Raw genomic sequence first — 26,565 nt, 5'->3', positions numbered from 1 at the left:
TCCACTATTGTTCCGATGACGCTAGTGCGAACGAGGACCTCCATCAATGAAGACCTACAAGATAGCGCTCATCCCCGGCGACGGCATCGGCAAGAACGTGACGCAGGCGGCATGGCAGGTGCTGCAGGCGGCGGCTAAGCGGGGCGGTTTCGCCCTTGCTGACACAAGATTCCCATGGTCGTGCGCCTACTACCTGGAGACCGGTGCAATGATGCCGTCAGACGGCATCGAGACACTTCGAAAATTCGATGCGATCTATCTCGGCGCTGTGGGCTGGTCCGCAGAAGTGCCCGACTCAGTATCGCTTCACGGATTGCTCCTGCCGATCCGCAAAGGGTACACGCAGTACGCCAACATACGACCGCACCGGCTGTTGCCGGGCGTTCAGGGGCCCCTCCGCTCCGATGGTTTCGACATCCTGTGCATCCGCGAGAATACGGAAGGCGAATATTCCGGCGCCGGCGGGCGCGTCCATTCCGGCACAGCCAATGAGGTCGCGATTGAGACAGCAATCTTCACGCGTGCGGGTGTCGAACGGATCATGCGTTTCGGTTTCGAACAGGCGCGGGCGCGCCGCAAGAAGCTGGCATCTGTCACCAAATCCAACGCGCAGAAACATTCCATGGTTTTCTGGGATGAGGTCACGCGCGAGATAGCGAAAGACTATTCCGATGTAGAGGTCTCGCACTACCACATCGACGCCATGGCTGCCCGCATGGTGCTGGCGCCGGAAAGCCTCGACGTAATCGTCGCCTCGAACCTGTTTGGCGACATCCTCACTGATATTGGAGCGGCCATCCAGGGCGGGCTGGGTTATGCCGCCTCTGCCAATATCAATCCCGATCGCAGCGCGCCTTCCATGTTCGAGCCGGTCCATGGTTCGGCGCCCGACATCGCGCATCTCGGCGTCGCCAATCCGATCGCCGCGATCTGGTCCGGTGCGATGATGCTCGGGCATCTGGGTGAGGGGCAGGCTGCGGCAGAAGTGATGTCGGCGATCGAGTCCGCAACCGCGCGGGGGATTGGCACGATCGCAGGCAAGGACAGGACTGAAACAATCACGCAGGCCGTGCTGGCAGGATTAACCTGAAAGAGCAGAGGAAAGACCATGAATGCGATGACGAAGATTGGTATGTTCAACGATTCCGACCTTTTCCGCCAGCAGGCGCTGATTGGCGGTGTCTGGTGGGATGCGGAAACGAAGGGCGTGGTCGATGTCATTGACCCTGCCAGCCAAAGTGTTCTCGGCACCGTTCCCGAAATGGCGGAGAACGAGACGAGAGCCGCAATCGACGCTGCGGCTGAGGCCTTCAAAGGCTGGAAGAAAAGGACCCATGCCGAGCGTGCAGGATTTCTGGAGCGCTGGCACGACCTCATCCGCCAGCACGAACAGGATCTCGCGCTCCTGCTGACGCTGGAACAAGGCAAGCCGCTTGCCGAGGCGTTGGCGGAAATCCGCTACGGCGCATCTTTTGTGAAATGGTTTGCGGAGGAGGCGCGCCGGATCGGTGGCTCGACCATTCCGTCACCCACGGCCGATCGCCGCATTCTGGTGCTGAAAGAACCCGTCGGCGTCTGCGCCATCATCACGCCGTGGAATTTCCCCAACGCGATGATCACGCGCAAAGTAGCACCGGCGCTGGCCGCAGGTTGCACGGTTGTCATCAAGCCGTCGGAATTTACGCCATTCTCGGCGCTCGCGCTCGGCGTCCTGGCGGACCGAGCCGGCATCCCGGCAGGCGTTATCAACATCGTAACCGGCATGCCGGCGGAGATCGGCAAAGAGCTGATGGCCAACGAGACGGTGCGCAAGATCTCGTTCACCGGTTCGACCCGCGTCGGTGCGCTGCTCATGCGTGGCGCGGCCGATAGCATCAAGCGGCTGAGCCTGGAGCTTGGCGGCAACGCGCCCTTCATCGTCTTTGACGACGCCGATCTGGATAAGGCAATTGAAGGGGTGATCGCATCCAAGTTCCGCAATGGCGGTCAAACCTGCGTTTGCGCGAACCGGATTCTCGTGCAGGAAGGCGTTTACGCCGCTTTCGCCGAAAAGCTGAGCCAGCGCGTCACGCGGATGAGGGTTGGCGCAGGGACCGACGAGGGCACTGAGATCGGCCCGATGATCAACGCGGCCGCGATCGACAAGATCGAGCGTCACATCGCGGATGCACAGGCGAAAGGTGCGCAGATCATCGCCCAGAGCGAGACGGTGCCGGAGGGCAAGCAATATGCACGGCCCGTCGTGCTGGGAGAGGCTACTACCGAGATGCTCCTGGCATCGGAAGAGACGTTCGGTCCGGTGGCGCCGCTTTTTCGCTTCGAGACGGAGGAAGAGGCCATCGCCATCGCGAACGGTACGCCGTTCGGCCTTGCCGCCTACTTCTACACCGACAACCTCCAACGGTCATGGCGTGTTGCCGAGGCGCTGGAGTTCGGTATGGTCGGGCTCAACACAGGCATGATCTCGACCGAGGTTGCGCCTTTCGGCGGTGTCAAGCAGTCAGGAGTGGGGCGCGAAGGATCGCAGCTCGGCATCGAGGAATATCTCGAGGTCAAGACGCTTCATGTTGGCGGGCTTAACTAGTTATCTTGCAAGCAGGTGGAAACACTTGCAGCCCCTAAAGCGTTGGAACAACAAAGAAAGGGGCGGTGAAAACCGCCCCTTTCTCTATTGCGACCAGTGATTATTAACGTTTTGGGAGCACCTCAGTCTGGCGCGACTGCGCCAGCAAACAGACGTTCAGGCGAATTCCCGAACGGGCTCCAGTCCGATGGCGCCGGCCAGACCGCCGATATCCTTGATTTCGGTATATTCGTAGAAGGGGTTTGCAGGCTCGTGGCCGCGGTTCACCCAGACCTTGCTCTTGATACCGAGATCATAGGCGGTCATGAGATCATAGCGAAATGAGGACGACACGTGCGTAATGTCCTCCGGGCCGCAGCCGAGCTTCTCGAACATATATTCGAAGCCCTTCATCAAAGGCTTGTAGGCGCCGGTCTCCTCGGCCGTGATGACCATGTGGAACGGCGCGCCGAGTTTTTCCACGTTCGACATGATCAGGCTCTTCATGGAGTTCGACAGGATCACCAGCGGGATTTCCTTGGCGACCTTGGCCAGGCCCGCCGGGACATCCGGGTGCGGACCCCATGTCGGCACTTCCGCATAGATGCGCTGGGCATCCTCGGGCCGGAATGCGACGCCGTTGCGTTTGCAGGTCCGTTCCACAGAATTGTGCACGACCTCGCTGTACGGCTTCCAGGCGCCAAGAACCTCATCGAGGCGATAGGCCGAGAAATCCCTGATGAACTGCGCCATCCCAGCTGGAGAGAGCTGCGCGCCGTATACGCGTCTCGCCGCGCCCGCCATGTCGAAGTTGGTCAGTGTACCGTAGCAGTCGAAGGTGATGTATTTCGGTCTGAACTGGGTCATGAGCGTCGATCCTTCCAATCCTGTCGGCACAGCGTGCCTTTAACAGCAAGGATCATAGTGAGAACCGAGAAGACTAGTCGCCGCATTCGATGTGCCCTGAAGCAGATTGTTTTGTATTGCGTGAGAGCTTTGGCAGAGAGTTGCGCCTGAGTTCGTTTCGAGCTTCGGCGGGAGCGCGACCTTTCAGCCGTGCGTCGGCATAAGATACGGCGCCAGCGGCAAAGGAAAGTCAAAACGCCTATCGCTCAGGTTCTGGTCGGGAGGAACTGCTGTCCGCGGCAGCCTATCTTGGGCCTAGGAGAATTCAGGCCCGGAATGAACCATGACCGCGCAGCAGATCACGCTGGAAACGATGACAATGGCGCATCTGAGCGGTGTTGTCGAACTGTCGCGGCAGGTTGGTGGGCCGGTGGTGGCGAGAAGCAATTCCGAAGCACCGAACCTGATCGACTTCCTGCTGGCCGACAGTGCGGGCGAGTTTGTCCGTATCGACACCGAATCTACAGATATCGGCGAATGGCTCACCCGTCCTGCCTGGCTCACGTCGTCGGTGGCATAATGATGCGACGAACCGCAGATGAGCTGAAGGACGAAACCACACCACACCGGACTTATGCTCTCGTCAGTCAGGCACTACGCTGAATCGGAGGAAGAAATGCTGGCAAACTCACTGATCGAACTCGATCGCGCACATCTGGTTCACCCGTTTTCATGCTATCGGAGCCACGAGGAGACGGGCGTGCGGGTGCTCAAATCCGCCAAGGGCGCAACAGTGACCGATGCAAGCGGGAAAACCCTGCTGGACGGATTCGCCGGTCTATGGTGTGTAAACATCGGATACGGCCAGGAAAGCGTCGTTGAAGCAGCCGCAAAGCAGCTAAGAGAGCTTCCCTATGCGACGGGATATTTCGGGCTAGGATCCGAGCCTGCCATTCGCCTTGCTGCCAGGCTTGCCGAACTGGCGCCCGGCGATTTGAACCATGTCTATTTCACGCTTGGCGGCTCCGACGCGATAGACAGTACGATCCGCTTCATTCGCTATTACTACCATGCCACGGGTACGCCGCAAAAGGACCAGTTCATCTCGGTCGAGTATGGCTACCATGGATCCTCGACGGCAGGGTCAGGTCTGACCGCGATCCCGGCTTTCCATGCGGGTTTCGGCGTGCCATACGACTGGCAGCACAAAATTCCTTCGCACTACGCCTATCGCAATCCCGTCGGTTCCGACCCGCAGGCGATCATCGATGCATCGGTCGCGGCCCTGCGGGCCAAAATCGCGGAACTCGGCGCGGGCCGCGTTGCGGCCTTCTACGCCGAACCCATCCAGGGTTCGGGCGGTGTCCTCGTTCCACCAACGGGTTGGCTGAAGGCTCTGCACGCCGTGTGCAAGGAACACGACATTCTGTTCGTTGTCGACGAAGTTATCACTGCCTTTGGCCGTACCGGCCCCCTCTTCGCCTGTGAGGAAGACGAGGTCGTGCCGGATTTCATAACCACGGCGAAGGGACTGACCTCGGGCTACGTGCCGATGGGCGCCGTCTTCATGTCGGACCACGTCTACAATACCATCGCGGACGGAGCCGGCAAAGCGGCTGTCGGCCATGGCTATACTTATTCGGCCCATCCCGTGAGCGCGGCGGTCGGGCTCGAATGCCTCCGTCTCTATGAAGACAGCTTGCTCGAGAATGGGCGCAAGGCCGGGAAGCGCCTGATGGACGGCCTTCGCTCGCTCACCAACCACCCGCTGGTTGGCGACATCCGCGGTCGCGGCATGCTGGCAGCAATTGAGTTGGTCACCGACAAGGAGCGCAAAACGCCGCTGCCGGCGGCGGCCGATCCGGGGCGCCGCATCTTCGAGCGCGCGTGGGCGAACGGCCTTGTCATCCGCTCCTTCAACAGCGGCATCCTCGGCTTTGCGCCGCCGCTCTGCTGCACCGAGGACGATATTGATGGAATCCTCGAACGTACCCGAATGACGCTGGATCAAACCCTCGAAGACAAGGACGTTCGGTCAGCGATGAAGGGATGATCATTGCCATCGCCGAAGCGACCTCGGTCACTGCGGTAGACGCCTAATGCATGTCGCGCAAAAGTGTGCAGCGGTTTTGCGATAACGACATGCATCAAAACAAGAACCTAAAGAAAACAAGAACCTAAAGCGCGTCGCACGAGGCCGGTCGAACGCGACGCGCGTTAGCGGCCCCAAAGCAAATCCTCAGGTGATGCCGCCGTCTGCCAAGTGCAAAGCAATTTGCCGGTATGTGGATTCTCTTGCCGTTGCACAAGCGCAGCGAAAACAGCAACAGGGAGCGCTGGCGCGCGGCTCTCCAGGTCCAAGACTGCGGAGCAGCTTTCTCATTTGTCGAAAATGATGTCGAGAGGCAAATGGGATTTCACGATTGGGGACTTCAGCACGACGAAGCTGAAATATTTGTCGATTCCGATATCCAATTCGATCATGCGCTCCATGATCGTCTGGTACTCGCTGATGCCCGCTGTGACAAACTTCACTAGGTAGTCGTAACCGCCTGAAACCAGATGGCATTCGATGACAGAATCGACTTTCTGAATTGCGGTGAGAAATCTCGCGAAGTCGTTCTGTTGATGGTGCTTGAGCGTGACTTCGGTGAAGATCGTTAGAGTCTGTCCGAGCTTGGACACGTCGATCTGGGCGGAATAGCCGGTGATGAAGCCTTCCGCCTGAAGCTTCTTCACCCGCATCAGGCAAGGGCTCGGCGAAAGGTTGACCAGGTCGGCTAGCTCGACATTCGTGACCCGCCCGTTCTTTTGCAATTGGGATAAGATCTTGATGTCGATCTTGTCGAGCTTCATTGGAAATCTGTCACACGTTCGAACCGCGGATCGTCCGGCAGACGGCGTCCGTCACTTCCTGCGTGGTCGCTGTCCCTCCCACGTCGGGCGTCAGCACCCCTTCACTCGTCGCCGTTTCCACAGCGCTCATCAACCGGACGGCCGCTGCGCTCTCGCCCAGATGTTCGAGCATCTGGGCAGCGGTCCAGAAGGTGGCGACCGGGTTGGCGATACCCTTGCCGGCGATGTCGAATGCCGAGCCGTGAATTGGCTCGAACATCGAGGGATAGCGCCGCTCGGGATCAATGTTGGCGGTCGGTGCAACGCCGAGACTGCCCGCGAGCGCGCCTGCAAGGTCCGACAATATGTCGGCGTGAAGATTGGTGGCGACGATCGTATCTAGGCTCCGAGGTTTCAACGTCATACGCACTGTCATAGCATCGACTAGCATCTTGTCCCACTCGACGTCGGGGAATTCCCGCGCCACCTCGGCTGCGATTTCGTCCCACATTACCATGCCGTGACGCTGCGCGTTGGATTTCGTAACAACAGTCAGGAGCTTTCGCGGCCGTGACTGCGCCAGCCGGAATGCATAGCGCATGATGCGGGTGACGCCGACGCGCGTGAAGATCGCGACCTCGGTTCCGACCTCCTCGGGGAGGCCGCGATGGGCGCGGCCGCCGTGGCCCGAATACTCGCCCTCGGAATTCTCACGCACGATCACCCAATCCAGATCGCCAGGGCCAACGCCCGCCAGCGGCGAACCAATCCCGGGCAATATCCTGGTCGGCCGCACGTTGGCGTACTGATCAAAGCCTTGGCAGATCGGCAGCCGGAGGCCCCAGAGCGTGATGTCGTCGGGCAGATCGGGAGCGCCTACCGCGCCAAAGAAGATGGCGTCGAAGCGCTTCAGTTGCGCCACTCCATCTTCGGGCATCATCCGACCATGGGCCTTGTAATAGTCTGAGCCCCAGTCGAAGTGCTGGACGCGCAGCTTGAAGTCGCCGCAGCGCTGCTGCAGCACCTCAAGCGCCTGGAGACCTGCGGCAATCACCTCCGGGCCGATCCCGTCGGCAGGAATGGCGGCAATCTCATATTCGCGCATCGTTACTTCCCTGTTTTTGGTGCTGGCCGCCTCGTGACCTCAATCTCGTGCGCGACCGATTGTACCTTGGCAAGACGGTCTTCTCAGAATTCAGTGACCTGGCCCCACGCCACGGTCTTCAGGCGCTTCGGTCAACTAGGACGCGGATCGACACTGGTCTCGCTGCCCAAGCGCAGCCTAGCGTATGGGCCTCAGCCGTAAGCCGTGAACTTTGTACGAGGGCGGAACATCCTGCCGTTTGAGGGATGAAAGACGGGCAATTGTTGCGACGAATGACCGGTTGGGTCGCACCTCACCTGCGGAGTCGATCATACACTCATTGCATCGGATCGACCCCGGATGAGTATGAGGGTGACACGGTAATGAAGTTTGCTTCCTACTGGCACGATACTTCGGTTCCATTGGCGGATCTGTGGCCGATCCGGTCTCGGGGGATTTCGAGGTGGCTGTGATTCACACCGGCAAGCCATGGTTTCCTCCCATGCCTCCCACGGTAGGCACATACTATCGTCTGAAGGATGCGGTCGCGTGACCCGGGCGGCGGAAAACGCGCAGAGTGAAATGCCAAATTTGGCCTCCTTTGCAGAAGTTCCTGCTGCCTGCGTGCTAAGTTTCAACGACTCTGCCGGCCAGAAGGGGTCACACTCATTGTCGACTAAGGTCCGTTACTCCCCGGACATCCGCCAAGAGGCAGGCAGGCTCCGCAGGGCCACGACAGGGAGGCTTGAAAGTGAGCCGGAGAGCTCACGATCGGGAACAGTTTGACCGATTGATCGCCACGAGGCGGAGATCGAAAACGCAATCCGCAGCGGGCTAAAGAGCGCGGCTGAGAAGGGAGAGGTCTCGATGATCGCCAGCATCCAAGCTGTAGCTCCTCATGAAGTTGCGCTTTCGGTGCGCGACCTGACCGTAAGCCTGCCGGCCGGCATGGAGCGGGTCCATGCGGTCGAGAATATCTCGTTTGATCTGAAACGCGGCCAGATCCTCTGCATCATAGGCGAGTCCGGATCGGGTAAGTCGGTCACGGCGAACGCGATCATGGGGCTTCTGCCAAAGGTGATCCGCCTCTCATCGGGTGTCATCCAGCTGGAGGGGATGAACATCATCGGCATGTCGCCAGACAAGCTGCGCAACCTGCGTGGACGGGTCGTATCGATGATCTTTCAGGATCCGCTCTCAGCGCTCAATCCCCTGATGACGGTGGGCGCGCAGATTGACGAGGTCATGGCCGCGCATGGCTTCGGTACGCCACGAACCTGCCGCAACCGCGCCGTTGAGCTGCTCACTGAAGTGGGCCTACCAGATCCCCAACTCATGTATCACCAGTATCCTTTCCGGCTTTCGGGCGGGCAACGGCAGCGCGTCATGATTGCCATGGCCTTGGCGCTCGAGCCGACGGTGCTGATCGCCGATGAGCCAACCACCGCCCTCGACGTCACCACCCAGGCACAGATCCTGCAACTGATCAGCGACATTCAGCGGCGCAAGGGCATGAGCGTGATGTTCATCACCCATGATTTCGGTGTGGTGGCAGAGATCGCCGACAGCGTCGTGGTGATGGAAAAGGGCCACATCGTCGAACAGGGTAGCGCCGAGCAGGTGTTGAAGTCGCCCAAGCATCCTTATACCCGGCGCCTGATCGCGGCCGTACCGCATTTGACCGGCGAAGATCGCCCTCGTCTGGAGTCGGCCAGCAAGGAGCCGATCCTGAAGGTTGAGGGTCTGGTGAAGACCTATCGTGGTGGCAGCGCGCTGTTCGGCGCGCAGCGGACTGTGACAGCGGTGAACGAGGTCTCGTTCGAACTCGCGCCCGGCCGCACGCTGGGGGTCGTAGGCGAGAGCGGTTCGGGAAAGTCGTCGCTGGGCCGGCTGTTGATCAAACTGCTGGACAGCGACGGCGGCGGGATTTTGTTCGACGGATCTGACATAGCCAAGCTTTCCGAAGCGAAGTTCCGCCCTCTTCGACCGCGGATCCAGATGATCTTCCAGGATCCCTTCGCGTCGCTGAACCCACGCTCAACGGTTGGCCACATCATGACGGTAGGGCCGGTGGCACACGGGATGCCTTATGCCCAAGCGCGCGAGGAAGCGCGTGCGCTCCTGGCTCATGTCGGTCTCGATGCCGGCGCCTTTGGCCGCTATCCGCACGAGTTCTCGGGTGGGCAACGCCAGCGCATCGGCATCGCTCGTGCGCTGATGTTCAAGCCGAAGCTGCTCATTGCCGACGAGGCGGTCTCCGCACTCGACGTTTCGATCCAGGCGCAGATCCTGCAGCTTCTGGACCAGATCCAGCGCGAGACCGGCGTGTCGATGGTTTTCATCACACACGACCTGCGCGTCGCCAGCCAGATCTGCGACGAAATCGCTGTGATGCAGAAGGGCCGGATCGTCGAGCGCGGACCGCCCTCGCAGATATTCCTGAACCCGCAAGCAGCCTACACGCGCCAACTCGTAGCGGCAATTCCAGGAGAGCGGCCGGGCAATGCCCGTCCAGTTGCAGCAAACGCATAAGAAATAACAAGAGAGGAACTACCATGACCAGAAATTCATCGACTACGTCCAACTACTCGAGGCGCGAAGCGCTGCGACTGATGGCGATAGGTGGGGCTGCAGGCCTCATCGCGCCCAACCTGCTGGGCAAGCCCGCCTTCGCCAAGACCCCTCCTGCGGGTCCGGCCGGTCGCGTCGTCGTCGGCCTCTCGCAAGAGCCGACCGTGTTCAATCCGTTGATGGCGCATATCGAAGTCGATGACGCGGTCCATTTCTCGGTTTTCGACGCGCTGGTCCGCATGGATCCCCAAGGTGGCCTACATCCAAACCTCGCAGCCGAGGTGCCAAGCCAGAAGAATGGCGGCATTTCGGAGGACGGTCTCAACTGGCGCATCCGGTTGCGTGACAATGCCCGCTGGCACGATGGTGAGCCCTTCACGGCCGAGGACGTGAAATTCACCCTTGAGCTCATCACGAACCCGAAGTTTCGCGCTTGGCGCACGAGCGGCCATTCGCTCGTGCAGGACATCACAGTGGTTTCGCCCACCGAGATCACTTGGCGGATGAAGGAGGCTTTTGCGCCCTATCTTTCGTTCTTGGCCGAAACCTTCATCGTGCCCAAGCACATTCTGGAGAAAGAGGCCGATCCGAATACAGCCGCGTTCAACCAGGCGCCAGTCGGCACCGGCGCATTCAAATGGAGCCAGCGCGTCGCGGGCGATCATATCGAGCTCGTCGCCAATCCTGAGTACGCGGGCGAGGGCCCCTATATCGAGCAGCTCATCTTCAAATACATCCCCGATATGACGGTGCTCTACACGCAGTTCAAGAGCGGCGACGTGGACCTGGTCGATCAGTCGTTCATCACCGCCGACCATTATACTGAAGCCCGCGAACTACCAGACCGCGTGGTGACACTGGAGACAGGGGCATCCTTGGAGTCGATCTACCTCAATTTGGGCCGCCCGCAGTTCAAGGAGTTGGCAGTGCGCCAGGCGCTCTACGCCGCGTTGGACAGGAAGGCGATCGTCGACACGATCTATTACGGCGTGGGCACTCTCACCGAGACCTTCATGCCGAAGGAGTCCTATTACTACGACCCGAACCTGCCGGTTCAGGAGTTCAATCTGGACCGGGCGCGCCAAATCCTGGATGAGGCCGGCTGGGCGCCGGGGCCGGATGGAATCCGCGCCAAGGATGGGGTGCGACTGTCCTTCTCCAACTCAACAACTTCTGGCAACAACCTCCGCGAGCAGACGCAGCAGTTCCTGCAGCAGACGTTTGCCGAGATCGGCGTCGAGATGACGATCTCGAATTTGCCGGCTGCAGTCATGTGGGGCGAGTTCTGGCTGAAGTCGCAATTTGACACCGCCATGGTGGGCGTCACCTATCTGATTGCCGCGGACCCCGACGCCACAAACCGGCTCCATACGAAGGCAATCGCCGCTCAAGGCGGACACGGTTCGAACACCGGGCAATATTCCAACCCTGAAGTCGATGCCCTGCTCGAAAAGGGTGCTCGCAGCTTCGATCCGGAAGAACGGCGCGGGATCTATAATCGCGTGCAGGAAGTGGTGCGCCATGATCTGCCCTTCCTGCCGCTGTTCGCGTACACAATCGTCCTTGGGCGCAAGAAAGGGTTGGACGGCTTCGAGCCCAACGCCAACACCCGCACCGCGTCGTGGGATGCCGCGGCCTGGCAGTGGAAGGCCTAATCCACGCAGTTGCCGCCGCCCGATCCACTGCGGCGGCGGCAACACACTAAGATCATCAACCCACAATGGAGGACTCGGATGCGCGGCTTCCTGCTCAATCGCCTCTCGCAGAGCCTGGTGCTGCTTGTGATCGTCTCGATCATCGGCTTCGGCATTCTGAACCTCCTCCCCGGCGGCCCCCTGGCACAATTCGGACTCGATCCCGGAATGACCCAGCAGGATATCGAGCGCCTCAAGGGGCTGCTGGGCCTTGATCGCCCTATATGGATCCAATATCTGGACTGGGCATGGCGGCTGGTGCGGGGCGACTGGGGTCACTCCTTCCGCGACGGAGCGCCGGTACTGGAGATCATTGGCAGCCATCTGTTCGCCACGCTGCTGCTGATGGGGTCCTCAACCGCGATTGCGATCTCCATTGGCGCCTGGATTGGAATTCGGGGCGCCACGCGCCGCTACTCACTATTCGACTATCTCGCAACCGTTGGCGCCATGGTCGCATTGTCGGTCCCTACCTTCTGGTTCGGCCTCGTAGGCATCTACATCTTTTCCTTGAAGTTAGGCTGGCTGCCCGCGGGCAATATGTCCGAGATCGGCGATAGCTCGATCCTGGGCTATCTCCACCATCTGATCCTGCCAAGTGTCGTATTGTCGCTGGTCCATGTCGCGATCTGGAGCCGCTACATGCGGACGGCGACACTCGACGCCATTAGCCAGGACTTCGTTAAAACGGCTCGGGCCAAGGGGTTGAGTGAACGCCGGATTCTGATGAAGCATGTCGTTGGCAACGCGCTTTTGCCGATGATTACCTTGGCCGGGATGCAGCTTCCCAGCATTCTGACCGGCGCGCTGGTGACCGAAACCGTCTTTACCTGGCCGGGAATGGGACGGTTGTTCCTCGATAGCCTTGGTTACAGCGACTATCCGGTTGTGATGGGGCTACTGATGTTCTCCGCCATCCTCGTTCTGCTTGGAAACCTGATCGCCGACATTGTCGTCGCTATTGTCGATCCGCGCATTCGTCTGGCCTGAGCGCGCAACTTCCCCGACAGGAGACAGCCGATATGACCGCTCTCACCGCAAATGCAGCTCCAAGCCGATGGAGAAACAACCGCGCGGCACTTCGTTTCATGCGGCATCGCTTGGCGCTGCTCGGGTTGGCGATGATCATCTTCCTGAGCCTCGCTTGCGTCCTCGGTCCCCATCTCCTGCCTTATGACTCCCTGTACATCGATCTGCGGGCCCGCTTTGCCCCGCCGCTGACGGGTTATCACTTTCTAGGTACCGATCCGCTCGGCCGTGACCTTGCGGCAAGACTCTTGATGGCGGGACGAATCTCGCTGCTGGTGGGTTTCTTCGCCATGGTGTTGTCGACGCTCATCGGCACGCTGGTCGGCGTGATTGCAGGCTATCGCGGCGGCTGGGTTGGGGCGGCGCTGATGCGCACCGTCGATGGATTCCTGTCGTTCCCATCGATCTTTCTGCTGCTGGCGCTGGCTGCGGCACTGAAGCCCAGTCCTGTGATGATCACCATCATTATCGCCCTCACCAGTTGGATGGAGGTTGCCCGCATCGTCGAAGCGGAGGTCCGCTCGTTACGCGAACGCGAGTTCGTCCTGGCTGGCCGAATGCTGGGGCTGAGCGGCACGCACATCATGTTCCGCGAGATACTGCCCAACGCAATGGGCCCGATTATCGTCGCTTCCACCTTGACGGTCGCGCGCGCCATTCTCATGGAAGCCTACATCAGCTTCCTCGGCTACGGGATCCAGCCGCCACTGCCCAGCTGGGGCAACATGCTCAATGGCGCCCAGCAATATCTGGGCAGCGCACCTTGGCTGGCAATCATACCCGGAGCTGCAATCACCATCGCGGTAACCAGTTTCAATTTCATTGGTGACGGACTGCGCGACGCGCTGGACGTACGAGATGACCATATTTGAGGTACCGCGACCGATCGCTTTCTTAATCCCTGGAACATCAAGAGAAGTCAGTCACGTGCACGAGCCCAAAATCGAGAAGAACACGCCCTATTGGTGGGAAGCGGCGCCCGTCATGCCGCTGCCGCGGAAGCCCCTCGCAAAAAAGCTTGACGTGGCAATTGTCGGCGCCGGTTATGCCGGGCTTTCGGCCGGGCTTGTGCTGGTGCGCGAAGGACGCTCGGTCGCAGCCTTTGATACGATGAATCCGGGCGAGGGTGCTTCTACACGCAACGGCGGAATTACCAGCGGAAGCATCCGGCCGGACTATGCCACGATCACCCGGCGCTTCGGTGAAGAGAAGGCCATGGCGATCGAGGCCGAGGGCAAGATCGCGCGCGAATTCCTCTACGACTTCATCAGGACCGAAGGGCTGGACTGCGACTTCCGACTGGTTGGCCAGTTCAAGGGCGCTTTTGGATATCAACAGTATGAGAAGATGGCGCGCGGCGCCGAGACGCTGGCGAAGAAACTGGGGATCGAGTCCTTCGCCGTTCCGCATGCTGAGCAGCGAAATTATATCGGAACCGATTTCTACCGCGGCGGAACCGTTCGGATGGACTTTGGCGCGCTGCACCCCGCAAAATTCCATGCTGAACTCCTGCGGGTGGCGCTCGCATCCGGGTTGACGGTCCATTCGCATACAGTGGTCGAGTCGATCGAGAGGAATGGTTCGGGGTTCCGCGTCGCGACTTCGGCAGGGACGGTGGATGCACGGCAGGTTCTGGTCTGTACCAACGGCTATACCGACGGCGCCGCTCCCTTCCTTCGGCGCCGCCTGGTTCCGGTCCGCAGCCGGATCATCGTGACCGAGGAACTTGCGCCCGATGTCATGGCGCGACTGATGCCGAAGCTGATGACGATCACCGAGAACCGGCAACTCGGTTTCTATTATCGTCCCTCGCCCGACGGAAAACGCATTCTGCTGGGGGGACGTGACAGTTCTCGCGTCGGCGACCCGGCGGCGCCGAAACTTCTCCTACGCAAGGGCCTCGTGAACCTTTTCCCGGAGTTGGAGAACGTGCGCCTTTCGCATTGCTGGTTCGGCAATGTGGCGATGAACCGAGACATGCTGCCCCGCATCTTCGAAAAGGACGGTATGGTCTATGCAACCGGCTTCTGCGGTTCGGGCGTGGTCTGGGCGCCATGGATCGGTATGCGTGCGGCGCACAAGCTGATGGGGCATGGCGAGCAGTCGCGCACGGCGTTCGACTTTCGACCGCCTTCGGCCATACCGCTCTATCGTGGCAATCCGTGGTTCATGCCGGCGATTATCCAAGGCTATCGGTTGCAGGATCGTATCGCCTTCTGGCGCGCCAGCCGCTGATCACCGGAAATATCAGGACATTCTCCAGGTTGGATTCGGCCTGGATTGTAGCTGCCCTACCGTGGCTGGAAAGACGTGCGTCAATCAACTGCGTGTCCACACGCGACCACCCCGATCGCAAGCGGTTTTGCGACATCCGGGGCGATCCGTGGTTCATGCGGACAACCCTTGGCGTGCCCGCCGCTGACACGACGGCAGACTCGCGCGGGACACGTTGTTGCCGGAGAGCACTCAAGCAGGGCGGAAAAATCCGTCGGGGCCGGGACTTGTCGGTACGAAGCTGATCAGTGTTGGGACGCCTTTGCGCGGATCAGCGCGTCGGCCATGTAGAGGTCCTGTAGCGAGATACCGGAACTGTCGAAAATCGTGATCTCGTTGTCGAAACGGCGTCCGGGCGCACGCTTTTCAATGACGTCGCCGATTGGTGTTACCGCAAGCCGGCCGGCGTTGATCTCGTCGCGCACGTGTTGGAACTCGCCGATCTGGACGGACTGGGAAAGCAGATCACAAAACAGACGTGCCTTGGGAAACAATTCGCTCGGCAATTCGCGCTTGCCCGGAGCATCCGACCCCATGGTGACGATATGGGTTCCGGGCCCCACCCAAGCGGCATCAAACAGCGGTTCGCGTGAGGGCGTCGCAGTCACCACGATGTCGGCCGCGCGCACGGCGTCTTCGGGCACGGCAGCGCGCGCATCCAGGCCCCTTTCGCCGATCTGATCGACAAGAGCGTCGCGTCGCGACGAAGGCCGGGCCACGACCAGCACGGTTTCGATTGGGCGGACGCGTGCCAGCGCCATCACTTCGAAGCCCGCCTGGTTGCCGGCGCCGAATGTCGCCAGAACCTTGGCTTGCTTGCGCGCAAGAAGATCGGCCGCGACCGCGTCGGCGGCGGCCGTCCTGTAGGCGTTGACCTTCCCGGCCTCGACCACGGCGCCGAGCCGACCTGTATGCTGATCGAGCAGCACGATGGTGGAGTTGTGGCGGGGAAGGCCACGTGCCGGGTTGCTCGACCAGAAGGAGCCGATTTTCACTCCGGTCAGGTCGTCCGACGAACCGGATTTGATTGAGAAAGTATTGGTCGCCTCATGCGTGCGCCCGAGAACAGCAGGAAAGACCCAATTCTGCCGCGATGCTGATGCCACGAGAGCCTGCCGCGCCGCCTCGAAAGCAAGTTCATGCGTGACGAGGGCGGCTGACTCCTCTTCGCTGATGTAGATCATCCAAAATTCCTCCTGAGCATCAAGCGTTTCATCGCCGGGGAGTGTTGCGGCTATGCCATTGCCATTGGGGATCGTGCGGACGTGACGCCGATCGCGGGCAACCACGAAGCGGCGATTCAAAGTGCCAGGTATTCCTCGCCTGATTTGCGCGATTTGGCATGCCGAGGAATTGCTTAAAACGAACAATCCCGCTGATTTGAAGGGGCAAAACAGCAGCGAAATCTGTCCGCCGGGCGCGACTCTAAGGTCCGACTTCAATCCGACTCTGGATCAAGTGACAGCGTTGCACCTTATGACCGTTGAGCATGACAGAGATATCGTCAGCGCCCCGACCGAGCTGATGAAATTGGAAACCCGCCATTTGCCGGGCGCGCTGAAGCTGTCGCAGGAGATGGCCTGGCCCTACCGCCAGGAGGATTGGGAATTTGCCCTGATGGTCGGCAATGGCCTGGTCCTCGAGAGGGCAGGACAGGTGATTGGCACGGCCATGTCCTGGAATTACGGACATTCCTATGCCACGGTCGGGATGATCATAGTTACTGGCTCCGCGCAAGGCGGTGGCAACGGCGCCCGGCTCTTTGATGGATTGCTTGAGGCGACACACGGCCGCAACGTGCTGCTCAACTCAACCGAAGAGGGGCTGGCGCTCTACAAGCGACGCGGCTTCACTGCCTGGGGCACGGTGCTTCAGCACCAGGGCTCGCTGACTGTCCCCGTGACGCGGAGTACCGGCGACGACATCCGTCAAGCGACAGCCTCCGACCTCACGCCGATCCAGGCCTTCGACGAATCGGCCACGGGCATGCCCCGGCTGGCGATGGTGGCTGCGCTCGCCGATGTGGGCAACGCACTGGTCATTGAGCGCAGGGGACGGATTGCAGGCTACGCTATCGCGAGGAGGTTTGGCCGCGGCTATGTGGTCGGCCCTTGTGCAGCCGAGAGCGACCAAGACGCGCGGCTTCTGATCCTGGCCCAGCTTTCGAAGCTTCACGATCAATTCGTTCGCATCGACGTCTATGCCGAGGATGGATTGGGTGACTGGCTTGAGAGCCTTGGCCTTCAGCGGTCCGGCAGTGCGACCGCCATGGTCAAAGGGCAACGGCCCGCCGTCGAGGGGCCAGCCCATATATATGCATTGGCAAACCAGTCGTTCACTTAGGAAATGAGATTATGAACAAGGTGGCGGCAAACCTGGCAGTGAGCGAGACGGCTAGGACGATCGACGCCTTGGTCACCCCGGCGCTGCTTCTGGACCGTGGCCGGCTCGAGCAAAACATCCAGGGTCTGGCTGGGCGCGCCAAGAAGCTTGGCGTGGTGCTGCGCCCGCATATGAAGACGGCCAAAAGCATCGACGTCGCCCGATACGCGTTCCACCGCGAACCCGGTCCGATCACGGTTTCGACCATCGCCGAGGCGGAGTATTTTGCGGGCCATGGCTTTCGAGACATGACCTACGCGGTCGGCATCTCGCCGGCCTCGGCCATGCGTGCCATGGAGCTTTGTCGCCGAACCGGCGCTGATGTGAAGCTGTTGCTCGATTCCGTGGAGCAGGCCGACGCCCTGGCCGGCGTGCGCGAAGCCACCGGCATGACGCCATCTGTTTTCATCGAACTGGACTGCGATGACCATCGCGGTGGCTTGAAGCCGGACGACCCGAAGTTGCTCGACGTGGCCAGCAGGGTCGTCGCGGCCAGTGCCAACCTCGCCGGCGTCCTCGCCCATGCAGGCGAGTCCTATGGCTTGAACACGCCCGATGCGCTGGTCAAGGCAGGCGAGAACGAGCGTTCAGCCACCGTTCGCGCCGCTGAAATCCTGCGCGCCCATGGCCATGCCTGCCCGATCGTCAGCGTCGGCTCGACGCCGACAGCGCATTTCGCCGACAATCTTGATGGAGTCACCGAGCTGCGCGCTGGAGTCTACATGTTCTTCGACCTCGTCCAGCACGGCGTTGGGGTCTGCAACCGCGACGATATCGCCATTTCCGTATTGGCCACGGTGATCGGCTCCAAGCCGGAAAAGGGATGGGTGCTGGTTGACGCCGGGTGGATGGCGCTTTCGCGCGACCGGGGAACCGCAAACCAGCAGATCGACCAGGGTTACGGGGTGGTCTGCGACGAAAAGGGACGGGTGCTTGAAGATGTGATCGTGGCCCAGGCCAGCCAGGAACACGGTATCCTCGCTATTCGTGCCGGTTCTGGAAAGTCCATGCCCGAGTTGCCGCTCGGGTCTCGGGTCCGGATTCTGCCCAATCATGCGTGTGCGATGGCCGCCCAGCATGATTTCTACAGCGTCGTCAACGGAGCCAGCCCCAAGATTGAAGCGCGTTGGGAGCGGATGCGCGGCTGGTAGGCGCGCAACTTCGCTCGGACGTCGCCCTACTCAAATCAACACTGGTGGTCAAGAAAATGAAGTTTACCTCTTATTGGCTGGATACGTCTCAGCGGTTCAATGAAGGGTCGTCCAAACCGCTCGAAGGCCACTATGACGTGGCGATTGTGGGCGGCGGCCTGACCGGCTCCTCCGCCGCGCTGGCCCTTGCCAAAAAGGGCGCCAGGGTTGCCCTGTTGGAGGCCGAAACGATCGGCAACGCCGCGTCCGGCCGCAATGGCGGGATGTGCAACAACGGCTTTGCCCAGAATTATGCAATCATGGCTGGCAAGCACGGCAAGCCCGCCGCAAATGCGCTCTACAAGGCTTTCGACGCTGGCGTCGATATGGTTGAGCGGTTGGTGCAGGAAGAAAAGATCGACTGCAGCTTCTCCCGCGTCGGCAAGCTCAAGCTTGCCGCCAAGCCCGAGCATTACGACATGCTGGCGCGCAGCCAGGAACTGCTGGCGGCCAATGTCGATCCCGAAACGAGGATGATCGCGCGCGACGACCTGCGAACCGAAGTCGGCACCAACCGCTACCATGGCGGGCTGCTCTTTCCCAAGAGCGCGGGCATGCATGTCGGCCGGTTCGTCCGGGGCCTCGCGACCGCCGCTGCCCGGCGTGGCGCAGAGGTCCATGAACGCTCGCCCGTCATGGCGATGCGCAAGGTTTCAGGCGGGCATGAGGTAACGACGCCAACGGGCAAGATCGTCGCGCGGCAGGTCCTGTTGGCAAGCGGCATTTCCCAGGTTGGCCCGCTCGGCTGGATCCGCCGGCGCATGATCCCGGTCGGCGCATTTCTGATCGTGACCGAGCCGCTATCGCCCGACCACCTTAAGCGCCTCATGCCGACCGGGCGCATGGTCGTCGACACGCGCAATCTCGTTGTCTACTGGCGGCTCACGCCGGACAATCGCCTTCTGTTCGGCGGGAGGGCGCGCTTTGCCGTGTCCAATCCTCAATCCGACGAAAAAAGCGGCCGGATACTGAAGGCGGCGATGGTCGAGGTTTTTCCGGAACTGGCCGGCACCCGGATCGATTACTGCTGGGGCGGCATGGTCGATATGACCCGCGACCGCCTGCCGCGCGCCGGAGAGCGCGATGGCATCTATTACTCAATGGGCTATAGCGGACACGGGACCCAGATGTCGACGTTGATGGGCACCATCATGGCCGACGTCATGGACGGGCACCCCGAGCTCAATCCCTGGAAGAATTTCGACTGGCCAGCGATCCCCGGTTATTTCGGGCGTCCCTGGTTCCTGCCGATTCTCGGCGCCTATTACCGCATGAAGGACCTTGTAGGGTGATGACGCCTCTCGAACACCTGGTCCGCAACGGCCACCTGGACAAGTTCTTCATCGACGGTCAATGGGTTGAGCCGAGCGGCACCGCGACGGGCGTCGTCGTCAATCCCGCCACAGAAGAGGTTGTGAGCCAGTTTCCGCTTGGAAATGGCAAGGACGTTGACGCGGCCGTTGCAGCGGCCCGCCGGGCATTCGACACCTGGAGTCGGACCACGCCAGAAGACCGCGCGGGTCTGCTCGATCGCCTGCAAGCGCTGCTCGAGGCGCGCGGCGAACTGCTGGCTCAATGCCTGAGCCTCGAAATGGGCGCGGCGATCGGCTATGCGCGCAGCGCCCAGGTGCCGCTGGCGATCACGCATGTTAAGGTCGCTCGCGATGTGCTGACAGACTTTCGCTTCGTCAAGCAACGGGGGCAAACCGCCGTCACCCACGAACCCATCGGTGTCTGCGCCTTGATCACTCCGTGGAACTGGCCACTTTACCAGATCACCGCCAAGGTTTCGCCGGCGCTCGCTGCAGGCTGCACGATCGTGCTGAAGCCGAGTGAGCTTTCTCCCTTGGACGCCCTGCTGTTCGCCGAGGCAATCGAGGAAGCCGGCTTCCCTGCCGGGGTTTTCAACCTCGTGCAAGGTGATGGTCCAGGCGTGGGTATGGGTCTCGCCTCCCATCCAGATGTCGACATGATCTCCATTACCGGGTCCACCCGCGCGGGCATTGCTGTGGCCCAGGCGGCAGCGCCAACGGTCAAGCGTGTCGCGCAGGAACTCGGCGGCAAGTCGCCGAACGTGATCCTGCCGGACGCCGATCTCGATCGCGCCGTTTCTCTGGGCGTAGTCGCCGCCTTCCGCAATCTCGGCCAGTCATGCAGCGCCCCGACGCGCATGATTGTGCCACGCGTGCTGCTCTCCGAGATCGAGGAAATCGCCAAGGGGGCCGCGGCCCAGATCGTCGTCGGCGATCCTCTTTCGGAAGCCACAACTCATGGTGCAATCGCCAACCGCGCCCAATTCGATCGCATCCAAACCATGATCGGCGTCGGCATTTCTGAGGGCGCCAGGCTCCTCACCGGAGGACCGGGTCGTGCGCATGATCTGAACGTCGGGTTCTATGTGAAGCCGACCATTTTTTCCGACGTGCGTACGAGCATGCGCATTGCCCAGGAAGAGGTCTTCGGGCCAGTTCTCTGCATCATCCCCTACGCCACAATCGAGGAGGCCGTCACCATCGCCAACGACACGGTGTACGGCCTGGGGGGCCATGTGCAGGGCGAAGATGTGAACGCCGTCAGGGACGTGGCCTCACGGATTCGCTCCGGTCAGGTGCATCTCAACTACCCGGCCTGGGATCCGCACGCCCCGTTTGGCGGTTTCAAGCAGTCCGGAAACGGACGCGAATATGGCATCGAGGGCATGTTGGAGTATCTCGAGGTCAAATCCATCCTCGGCTATTTCTAGGCGACATCTTCACCCAGCGCAGACGGCGGGATGCCGAGCAACATGGGCAATCCGGGCTCAACCCGGCGATGTATCGGCTCAGGAACCGGATCGGACGACCAGTCTGGCTCTGTCGTCGGGACCACATCCGTGTGACCGGACAAAATGCAGCCGGCGACGTCAGGCGGGCCTACCGTTGCGAAAAGGTCGCTACCGTCGCGCTGCCGGGCCGGGGCAACACAATCGCGGCAGCGCCGCAGCTGGCGGCATCTTGCTGGAGTCCACGATTTCCCCATTGAGCCTGCCAAGGACCGTGGGAAAGACACGAGGCGCAGCGATTTTTCGGCAGTCCACGGAGCACCAGGACAGTTCGAGTGGGAAAACTGACACTACGAAAGAAGCGCGCGTTCCGTGTCACGATATTCGGCGAAAAATACCGAAAATCGGCGCCAGTTGGAGCATTTCTGCGGCACCAATCGCCGATACTGCTAGCTCCATTGATCGCCGAGGCCGCCATGTCCCCTGTTATCCACCAAATCAGTAGCGATAAAGCGCTACCCGAGTCAGGAGACGTCGTGGTGGTCGGCGGCGGGATTGTCGGCGCCAGCGCAGCCTATTTCCTGGCGCGGCGCGGCCTGTCGGTGGCGCTTGTCGAAAAGGGGTATGTCGGCTGCGAACAGTCGAGCCGGAACTGGGGCTGGTGCCGTCGGCAGAACCGCGATGCACGTGAGTTGCCGCTTGCCAATCTGTCGATGCGCCTGTGGGAAGAGCTCACCAAAGAGATTGGGCACGACCTTGGCTTCCGCCGTTGCGGGCTCACCTATGCGACAAACGATCCGAAGCGGCTCGCCGAATGGGACAAGTGGCGCGAGGTTGCGCGGCGGTTCGACGTCAATACGCGGATGCTTACCGCCGCCGAGGCTGCTGCCGCCGTTCCAGCGGCGGGCGGCAAATGGCTGGGCGGCGTCTACGCAGCAGACGATGGCAAGGCCGAACCCTGGCTTGCCGCCCCTCGGATCGCCGAGGGCGCGCGCAAGCATGGCGCGACTATTCATCAGAACTGCGCGGCACGCGGCCTGGATATCACCAATGGGCAAGTGAGCGGCGTCGTCACCGAGAAAGGCCTTATCCGCACCAGCGCGGTGCTATGTGCCGCCGGCGCCTGGGCTTCTGCTTTCCTGCGCATGCATGCGGTTTCGCTGCCGCAGGCCAGCGTCCGTCAGACCGCCTTACGGACCGCTCCTGCACCGGATTTTGGCGAGGCTGTCTATACTTCCGACTTTGCCATGACGCGCCGGCTCGATGGCAGCTACACGATCGCGGTCAGCGGCAGGGCGACCCTCGAGATCACGCCGCAGGGGATCCGCTATGTCCGCCCGTTTCTGCCGATGTTCATGAAACGGCTGAAGGCCGTCGAGATCGGCATAGGCCGCTCGTTCTTCCAGGGCCCGGAAACACTCCGTCGCTGGCATCTCGACAGGCCGACCCCCTTTGAGCGAATCCGCGTCCTCGATCCTGCGCCGGACAAGCGAATGGTGGCAACCATCATGACGCGGGTAAAAGCCCTGTTCCCCACCGTTGCCGATGCCGGCGTCGTGTCCTCCTGGGGTGGATATATCGACTCCACACCGGACGCCGTACCCGTGATTTCACCGGTGGACAGCATCGGTGGAGTGTTCGTCGCCGCAGGCTGTTCCGGACACGGCTTCGGCGTCGGCCCTGGAATTGGCCATCTGGCGGCGGATCTGGTCGCAGGTGACGCGGCAAGCGTCGACCCGACTCCATTCCGCCTGTCGCGCTTCACGGACAGATCGAAAATTGAAGTTGGCGACTTCTGATGCAATTTTGCCGCGTAGCGGCAGCAAAGAGCGCTGGGTCTGGCCGCATATCTACGGGCTCAAGCGCGATCTGGACCGTTTCGTGACCGCTATGGCCGATGCGGTCGCACAGGTGCATCGCAGGGAACTCGCACTGCAGGAGCTGACGGTCGCGGATACGTGCGGCCAGGCGATCAGAAGATGGGCGAGATGATCCGTGATCTTCCTGGCAACTATGCCGCGGTCTTCTGGCAAATCATGGCTCGGTATTGCAACCCAAGACCTGGAGAGCGCCGTCGACGGAGCCGATGAACTGGAAGAAACCGCCAACGTCTGCTGCAAGGCGCCGGAAGAGGATTCTCGCGCGAGACCAGGTTGATGAACTGGTCCAAACATCCGGTTCCGCCGCCGATCCATGTGACGAGTGCGCCCGATCGTGCAAGGGCAATTCGTGAAATAAGCGCGACTGCAATGGTGCTAGGCAAGCCCGACCGCGTGTCGGGAGGCAGTTGTGAAAGTTGCGATCATCGGACCAGGCTCGCTCGGCAAGGCCTTGGCGAAATGTCTTGGCCTCGCCGGGCACGAAATTCGCCTCAGCTTCAGTCGTGACGAAGGCAAGTTGCGCGCAATCGCGGCAACCCTCCGTGTTGACTTCGGTGCCCCTGACGAAGTGGCGAGATGGGCCGACGTAATTGCCCTGGCGACGCCATGGCCGGCTCTCGAGTTGGCAATGGACGCGCTTGGCGATTTGTCGGGCAAGATCGTCTGGGACAATACCAATGCAGTCGCGCCTGATCTTTCCACGATGCTGGTCGGCACTACGACGTCGGTAGGCGAGGAGGTTCAGAGGCTCGCGCCGGGCGCGCTTGTCGTCAAGTGCATTCCGACCTTTGCCGAATTGCTTGACAGGGATGATCCGCGTCTCAACGGCGATCCGGTAACGAGCTATGTCGCCGGCAATGACGCAGATGCCAAGGCGGCGATTTGCCGGCTTCTCGCCGATCTACCGACAATGCCGGTCGATGTCGGCGATCTCACGGCCTCGCGCCTGATCGAGCCGATGATGCTGCTATTGGTCCAACTCGCCTATCGGCGCGGGATGGGGCCGAGAATTTCCTTCAATCTCATTCGACAGGACGGGACCGGTTCATGACTGATTATCTACCCGCGCGGCGCAAGGCGATTCCAGTAGGACGTCTGCTGATCGATGGCCAATGGCGCGATGCTGTCAGTGGCGAGACGTCGACGACTTTTGATCCGACCACGGAGGCGGCGATCACCAATATTGCGAAGGCTGGCGTCACCGACACAAGCGATGCCGTCGCGGCCGCGCGGCGGGCTTTCGAGCAAGAACCCTGGGCGCGGATGCATCATGAGGAGCGCGCGAAGGTCCTGTTCCGCATCGCCGATCTGTTGGACGAGCGCGCCGAGGATTTCGCGGTGCGCGAGGCGATGGACATGGGTATGCCCTATCGCGATTTCCGCGATATCATCATGCCGCACTGCTCGGGACTGTTCCGCTTTCATGGCGGGCTCGCCATGAGCGCAATGGACGGCGCCTATCGTACCAGCTACGAACCAAATATCAGGATCCTGACGCGGCGTGAGCCGCTCGGCGTGGTCGCTGCGATCACCCCGTTCAATTTTCCCCTCGCGCTGTCCTGTTCGAAGATCGCGCCGGCACTCGCGGCGGGTAACACGGTCGTTCACAAGCCTGCGACCGACACGCCTCTGACGGCCCTCGCCTTGGCGCAAGTCATCCTCGACGCAGGCGTGCCGCCAGGCGTCTACAATCTCGTCACCGGCCCAGGCGGCACCATCGGCGACGCGCTGGTCAACGATGCCCGCGTCGACAAGATCGCCTTCACCGGGTCGACCGCCGTTGGCCAGGGCATCATGCGCAACGGTGCCGGGACGATGAAACACCTGACCATGGAGCTCGGCGGCAAGAGTCCCAATATCGTTTTCGCCGATGCCGATATCGATGCCGCGATACAGGCAGCCTTCTGGGGCATCTTCTGGAACAAGGGCGAAGTCTGCGTGGCCGGATCGCGCCTGCTGGTCGAACGCGCCTGCTATGACGAGGTCGTCGAGAAGCTGAGCGCCATGGCGAAGTCGGCGACGCTCGGCGATCCGCTGGACCCTGCGACGATGATCGGGCCGATCGCGTCGCGCGGCGAGTATGACAAGGTCTTGAGCTATATCGAAGAGGGCAAGCGCACCGCGCGACTGACCGCGGGCGGCGGCACCCGCCAGGTCAACGGCAAGGGCCTTTTCGTCGAGCCGACTATCTTCGCCGATGCGACCAACGACCTAAGGATATCGCGCGAAGAGATTTTCGGCCCCGTCCTGCCGGTGATTCCATTCGACAGCGAGGAGGACGCGATCCGGATCGCAAACGACACGAGCTACGGGCTCGCCTCGGGCATCCAGACCAGCGATCTCGGCCGCGCCTTGCGGCTCGCCGACCGGATCAAGGCAGGCACGGTCTGGCTGAACTGCTGGCACAAGTACCATCCTAATGCGCCGTTCGGAGGCTTCAAGATGAGCGGCTATGGCCGCGAGCAGGGCCGCGAGGCGTGGGAAAGCTACACCCAATACAAGACGATTTGGGCGAATCTTGGCGAACCAGTCGAGATGGCGCGATGAGCGTGCGTGATCCCAACCCACTCGACCCGCTGCATTCAAAGCGGGTCGCGATGGTCCTTTCAAACCCGGCTGTATCAACCACCACAGGCTGGCCGGTCGGGTTTTGGTGGAGCGAGTTAACTCATCCCTGGCTCGCCTTCACGGAGCGCGGATACGAAGTCGCGATCTTCTCGCCTGAGGGCGGCAAATGCGAGGCGGATGCGTTGAGCGACCCGCGTGATCCGTCCGGCTATTCGGATACGGATCTGATCTCGCTCGGTTTCCTGTCGACGCCGAAACTGGCGGCGCTGGTGGAGACGACCCGGCCCATCGCAGAGCTGTCGTTCGACGCGTTCGACGCGATCGTCGTCGCTGGCGGCCAGGCGCCGATGTTCACCTTCCAAGGCGCGACTGAGTTGCAGCGGCTGTTCGTCGCCTTTTTTGCGGCCGGCAAGGTCGCGGCCGCCTTGTGTCATGGCGTCGCGCTGCTGCGCTACGCGCGCCTCTCAACCGGCGAGCTGCTGGCCAAAGGGCGCACTGTCACAGGTTTCGCCAATGTCGAGGAAGACTTCGCCGATAATGCCGTCTGGGAGATGGGCGCGCTGCCGCACGGTACGCATCTGATGCCATGGCGGATCGAGGATGAGATGCGTGCGCTCGGCGCGAACTATATTCAGGCCGGGCTGTGGCGCGATTTTGCCGTGCGCGACGGCAATTTGATCACCGGCCAGCAGAACTTCTCCGGAGCGGCGACCGCCCGTCTTGTCATCGAGGCGCTCGGTGGCTGAGGACCAAAGGCCGCTCCTGTGGGTGAACTTCGGGAGTCAAACTCGCGGTCAGGACAGCGATGCCAAACGACATCGGCCCAATAGATTCGGGGCCCGTCCAAGAACTCCACTTCAAACAACCACTATCAGCAGCGAGGATGAA

22 protein-coding genes are annotated in these 26,565 nt (G+C 61.2%); 18 read left to right on the top strand and 4 right to left on the bottom strand.

Going from position 1 to position 26,565, the window contains the following annotated elements; all coding sequences use genetic code 11:
- The first annotated feature begins 46 nt into the window (after positions 1-46).
- The gene (locus NKH37_RS18890; protein ID WP_353003697.1) at positions 47-1,090 is read left to right on the top strand and encodes a tartrate dehydrogenase; all 1,044 of its coding nucleotides are present in this window, start codon (positions 47-49) and stop codon (positions 1,088-1,090) included.
- A gap of 18 nt (positions 1,091-1,108) precedes the next feature.
- A complete protein-coding gene (locus NKH37_RS18885) occupies positions 1,109-2,584 on the top strand; it encodes an NAD-dependent succinate-semialdehyde dehydrogenase (RefSeq protein ID WP_352483203.1) in 1,476 nt (491 codons plus the stop codon).
- A 156-nt stretch (positions 2,585-2,740) separates the two neighbouring features.
- Here NKH37_RS18885 and NKH37_RS18880 read toward each other — a convergent pair whose 3' ends face one another.
- Complete coding sequence (locus tag NKH37_RS18880) at positions 2,741-3,430, bottom strand: haloacid dehalogenase type II (RefSeq protein ID WP_352483204.1); 690 nt, start codon at positions 3,428-3,430, stop codon at positions 2,741-2,743.
- 322 nt (positions 3,431-3,752) lie between these two features.
- Here NKH37_RS18880 and NKH37_RS18875 point away from each other — a divergent pair, with 322 nt between their 5' ends.
- Complete coding sequence (locus tag NKH37_RS18875; RefSeq protein ID WP_023718599.1) at positions 3,753-3,989, top strand: hypothetical protein; 237 nt, start codon at positions 3,753-3,755, stop codon at positions 3,987-3,989.
- Between the two features lie 96 nt (positions 3,990-4,085).
- Entirely contained in the window at positions 4,086-5,462 is a 1,377-nt protein-coding gene (locus NKH37_RS18870) for an aspartate aminotransferase family protein (protein ID WP_031193879.1), read from the top strand.
- A 326-nt stretch (positions 5,463-5,788) separates the two neighbouring features.
- On the opposite strand, the gene NKH37_RS18865 is transcribed toward NKH37_RS18870, so the two are convergent.
- Together NKH37_RS18865 and NKH37_RS18860 are read right to left on the bottom strand one after the other, a co-directional pair.
- Positions 5,789-6,265 (bottom strand): Lrp/AsnC family transcriptional regulator, encoded by a 477-nt coding sequence (locus NKH37_RS18865; protein WP_023718597.1) that lies wholly within the window; start codon positions 6,263-6,265, stop codon positions 5,789-5,791.
- Positions 6,266-6,275: 10 nt separating this feature from the next.
- Entirely contained in the window at positions 6,276-7,349 is a 1,074-nt protein-coding gene (locus NKH37_RS18860) for a tartrate dehydrogenase (RefSeq protein WP_353003695.1), read from the bottom strand.
- A gap of 846 nt (positions 7,350-8,195) precedes the next feature.
- On the opposite strand from NKH37_RS18860, the gene NKH37_RS18855 reads away from it, so the two are divergent.
- The 5 genes from NKH37_RS18855 (at position 8,196) to NKH37_RS18835 (ending at position 14,857) form a co-directional block, all read left to right on the top strand.
- Positions 8,196-9,860 carry an ABC transporter ATP-binding protein gene (locus NKH37_RS18855; RefSeq protein ID WP_353003693.1) on the top strand — a complete coding sequence of 555 codons (1,665 nt, stop codon included), beginning with the start codon at positions 8,196-8,198 and terminating at the stop codon, positions 9,858-9,860.
- Between the two features lie 23 nt (positions 9,861-9,883).
- Complete coding sequence (locus tag NKH37_RS18850) at positions 9,884-11,554, top strand: peptide ABC transporter substrate-binding protein (protein WP_031193878.1); 1,671 nt, start codon at positions 9,884-9,886, stop codon at positions 11,552-11,554.
- Between the two features lie 78 nt (positions 11,555-11,632).
- Complete coding sequence (locus NKH37_RS18845; protein WP_023718593.1) at positions 11,633-12,583, top strand: ABC transporter permease; 951 nt, start codon at positions 11,633-11,635, stop codon at positions 12,581-12,583.
- A gap of 32 nt (positions 12,584-12,615) precedes the next feature.
- Positions 12,616-13,494 carry an ABC transporter permease gene (locus NKH37_RS18840; RefSeq protein WP_031193877.1) on the top strand — a complete coding sequence of 293 codons (879 nt, stop codon included), beginning with the start codon at positions 12,616-12,618 and terminating at the stop codon, positions 13,492-13,494.
- Between the two features lie 112 nt (positions 13,495-13,606).
- Positions 13,607-14,857, top strand: coding sequence for an NAD(P)/FAD-dependent oxidoreductase (locus NKH37_RS18835; RefSeq protein ID WP_502895822.1), 1,251 nt, complete (start codon positions 13,607-13,609; stop codon positions 14,855-14,857).
- A 284-nt stretch (positions 14,858-15,141) separates the two neighbouring features.
- On the opposite strand, the gene NKH37_RS18830 is transcribed toward NKH37_RS18835, so the two are convergent.
- Positions 15,142-16,080 (bottom strand): ornithine cyclodeaminase family protein, encoded by a 939-nt coding sequence (locus tag NKH37_RS18830; RefSeq protein WP_353003690.1) that lies wholly within the window; start codon positions 16,078-16,080, stop codon positions 15,142-15,144.
- Between the two features lie 121 nt (positions 16,081-16,201).
- On the opposite strand from NKH37_RS18830, the gene NKH37_RS18825 reads away from it, so the two are divergent.
- The 9 genes from NKH37_RS18825 to NKH37_RS18785 all read left to right on the top strand — a co-directional run bounded on the left by NKH37_RS18825 (position 16,202) and on the right by NKH37_RS18785 (position 26,423).
- On the top strand, positions 16,202-17,239 hold the full coding sequence (locus tag NKH37_RS18825) for a GNAT family N-acetyltransferase (RefSeq protein WP_245278565.1): 1,038 nt from the start codon (positions 16,202-16,204) through the stop codon (positions 17,237-17,239).
- A gap of 11 nt (positions 17,240-17,250) precedes the next feature.
- Positions 17,251-18,429 carry an alanine racemase gene (locus NKH37_RS18820; protein ID WP_353003689.1) on the top strand — a complete coding sequence of 393 codons (1,179 nt, stop codon included), beginning with the start codon at positions 17,251-17,253 and terminating at the stop codon, positions 18,427-18,429.
- 56 nt (positions 18,430-18,485) lie between these two features.
- On the top strand, positions 18,486-19,760 hold the full coding sequence (locus NKH37_RS18815; protein WP_353041273.1) for an NAD(P)/FAD-dependent oxidoreductase: 1,275 nt from the start codon (positions 18,486-18,488) through the stop codon (positions 19,758-19,760).
- Positions 19,757-21,211 carry an aldehyde dehydrogenase family protein gene (locus NKH37_RS18810; RefSeq protein ID WP_353003687.1) on the top strand — a complete coding sequence of 485 codons (1,455 nt, stop codon included), beginning with the start codon at positions 19,757-19,759 and terminating at the stop codon, positions 21,209-21,211. The genes NKH37_RS18815 and NKH37_RS18810 overlap by 4 nt, the downstream gene beginning before the upstream one ends.
- Before the next feature lie 494 nt (positions 21,212-21,705).
- Positions 21,706-23,028 carry an NAD(P)/FAD-dependent oxidoreductase gene (locus NKH37_RS18805; RefSeq protein ID WP_352589633.1) on the top strand — a complete coding sequence of 441 codons (1,323 nt, stop codon included), beginning with the start codon at positions 21,706-21,708 and terminating at the stop codon, positions 23,026-23,028.
- Positions 23,015-23,221: a hypothetical protein gene (locus NKH37_RS18800; protein ID WP_352589407.1), complete on the top strand. Its 207-nt coding sequence runs from the start codon at positions 23,015-23,017 to the stop codon at positions 23,219-23,221. The genes NKH37_RS18805 and NKH37_RS18800 overlap by 14 nt, the downstream gene beginning before the upstream one ends.
- Positions 23,222-23,518: 297 nt before the next feature.
- On the top strand, positions 23,519-24,160 hold the full coding sequence (locus NKH37_RS18795; protein WP_352589410.1) for an NADPH-dependent F420 reductase: 642 nt from the start codon (positions 23,519-23,521) through the stop codon (positions 24,158-24,160).
- Positions 24,157-25,656 carry an aldehyde dehydrogenase family protein gene (locus tag NKH37_RS18790; RefSeq protein ID WP_353041271.1) on the top strand — a complete coding sequence of 500 codons (1,500 nt, stop codon included), beginning with the start codon at positions 24,157-24,159 and terminating at the stop codon, positions 25,654-25,656. Before NKH37_RS18795 ends, NKH37_RS18790 begins: the two co-directional genes overlap by 4 nt.
- The gene (locus tag NKH37_RS18785; protein ID WP_353003680.1) at positions 25,653-26,423 is read left to right on the top strand and encodes a type 1 glutamine amidotransferase domain-containing protein; all 771 of its coding nucleotides are present in this window, start codon (positions 25,653-25,655) and stop codon (positions 26,421-26,423) included. Before NKH37_RS18790 ends, NKH37_RS18785 begins: the two co-directional genes overlap by 4 nt.
- Positions 26,424-26,565 lie beyond the last annotated feature (142 nt).

This window comes from Mesorhizobium sp. M1217, assembly GCF_040318275.1.
Classification (GTDB): domain Bacteria; phylum Pseudomonadota; class Alphaproteobacteria; order Rhizobiales; family Rhizobiaceae; genus Mesorhizobium.
This window is presented reverse-complemented; position numbering and strand designations above follow the sequence as displayed.